Origin of the sequence: Endozoicomonas sp. YOMI1, from assembly GCF_024606345.1 — a bacterium.
GTDB lineage: Bacteria > Pseudomonadota > Gammaproteobacteria > Pseudomonadales > Endozoicomonadaceae > Endozoicomonas.
Genome location: NZ_JAHHPM010000465.1, coordinates 1 through 2,283, shown reverse-complemented (window position 1 = coordinate 2,283; position 2,283 = coordinate 1). Strand labels below are relative to the sequence as shown.

General features: G+C 52.8%; 2 protein-coding genes. One reads left to right on the top strand and one right to left on the bottom strand.

Annotated elements, in window-relative coordinates; translation table 11 throughout:
• The coding region (gene ilvA / locus KDK15_RS16480; protein WP_257296481.1) for a threonine ammonia-lyase, biosynthetic at positions 1-1,366 on the bottom strand (1,366 nt) is incomplete at its 3' end.
• Between the two features lie 170 nt (positions 1,367-1,536).
• On the opposite strand from ilvA, the gene rpiA reads away from it, so the two are divergent.
• Positions 1,537-2,211 (top strand): ribose-5-phosphate isomerase RpiA, encoded by a 675-nt coding sequence (gene rpiA, locus KDK15_RS16475; RefSeq protein ID WP_257296480.1) that lies wholly within the window; start codon positions 1,537-1,539, stop codon positions 2,209-2,211.
• Positions 2,212-2,283: the final 72 nt, after the last annotated feature.

The following is a 2,283-nucleotide window of genomic DNA, read 5'->3' as shown; positions in this document are numbered from 1 at the left end:
GATAGTGGAACATGGTGATATTCCAGCGTTGGCCCAGTTTACTCAGGAAGTTTAATAAGGCTCCCGGGCGCTCCGGGAATTCAAACCGGTAAACCTGCTCATTGGTTACCGCTTCGCTATGCCCGCCCACCATATGTCGAACATGGAGTTTAGCCATTTCATTTTCAGTCAGGTCAACCACGGGATAGCCGTGCTGCTGGAGTTCATTAACCAGCCGGTCGATGGGCATCTGATCCGGGTGGACCTGAACACCGACAAAGATTCTGGCTTTGTCCGGGTTATGGTAGCGATAGTTAAACTCGGTGATATTTCTGCGGCCCAGCAGTTCACAGAACTGTTTAAAGCTTCCGGGTTGTTCCGGAATCGTCACGGTGATGATCGCTTCACGCTTTTCACCCAGTTCTGTGCGTTCCGAGACATAGCGCAAACGGTCAAAGTTGATGTTGGCGCCACTGGCAACGGCCAGCAGGGTTTGGCCCCGGACCTTTTCCCGACTGACATACTTCTTCATACCGGCAATGCCCAGGGCACCGGCAGGCTCACAGACAGAGCGGGTATCATCAAAGATATCCTTGATCGCGGCGCAGATTTCGTCGGCGGTGACGGTGATGACCTCGTCAATACAATCCCGGCAGATCCTGAATGTCTCTTCACCGATCTGTGCTACCGCTACACCATCGGCAAAGATGCCAACCTGTGGGAGGACAACCCGCTCACCCGCATCAAGAGCCGCCTTCAGACAGGCCGACTCTTCAAACTCAACACCGATGACTTTGACGTCGGGCCGCAGGTACTTGATATAGGCGCTGATACCTGCAGCCAGGCCACCGCCGCCCACCGGGATGAACACTGCATCCAGGGCACCAGTATGCTGACGCAGGATCTCCATGCCAATAGTGCCCTGACCTGCGATGGTATCTATATCATCATAAGGGTGAATAAAGGTGTAGCCGTGCTTTTCAACCAGCTTAAAAGAGTGAGCCAGAGCCTGGTCAAAAGCGTCGCCATGCAGTACGACCCTGGCTCCATAGGCTCGTACCGACTTCACTTTGATCTCGGGGGTGGTAACCGGCATGACGATGGTGGCCTTGATACCCATCTCCCGGGAGGCCAGGGCAACTCCCTGGGCATGATTCCCGGCCGAAGCTGCAATAACGCCACGTTCTTTTTCTGCCGTCGTAAGCTGGGCCAGCTTGTTATAAGCTCCCCGAATTTTGAAGGAGAATACCGGCTGTAGGTCTTCCCGCTTCAGGAGAACCCGGTTATCCAGGCGCTGACTAAGGAAGCGAGCCTCATCAATCGGGGTTTCTATGGCGACATCATAAACCCTGGCTTCCAGTATTTTTCGTATATAACGGTGTGGCATGCTGTCCTGCAGGTATGTACGGTTAGTTTTGTTGAGTTCAGGCAGTGCTGCGAAGCCCCCATTCTATAGGAATGAGCTTCAGGATGGCACTCATCCAATTTGCCGGAAAATGGTGTAATATACGGCGCGTTTTCAGCCCTATTAACCGCTCAGTATTATCAGGTAACCCCATGAATCAGGACCAGCTCAAAAAGGCCACCGCCGAAGCCGCATTGCAATACATCCTGCCCCATCTCGAAAAAGATAGGGTGATCGGTATTGGCACGGGCTCTACCGCGCGCTTTTTTATTGATGCGCTGGCTCAGTGCAAGGATGATTTTGATGGCTGTGTCTCCAGCTCTGAGGCATCTACCGAACAGCTGAAGGCCCATGGTATTCCTGTCTATGATCTGAATACAGTGTCTGACCTGCGCTTTTACATTGATGGGGCGGATGAAGCCAATGAACATCTTCACCTGATTAAAGGTGGTGGTGCCGCATTGACCCGGGAAAAGATTATTGCGGCGGTAGCCAGAGAGTTCATTTGCATTGCCGATGACAGCAAAGCGGTCGGTGTGCTGGGTGAATTCCCACTGCCAGTGGAGGTCATTCCCCTGGCTCGCAGTTATGTTGGCCGGGAGCTGGTGAAACTGGGAGGGGATCCTGCCTATCGCGAAGGGGTTGTGACCGATAATGGTAACGTGATTCTTGATGTCTGGAATATGAAGATTCTGGACCCGGTTGCACTGGAACAAAAAATCAATGGTATTGTTGGTGTAGTGACCAATGGCCTATTCGCCTGTCGTCCTGCTGATGTGCTGCTGTTGGGTACAAACGACGGTGTTAAAACAATTACCGGCAAATGATTAAAACGGGTTCTTTGGGAGGCTGTCCGAGAATAGCGCCCGTCTAGGCGACCCCGTAGCGAGGATGGCAGA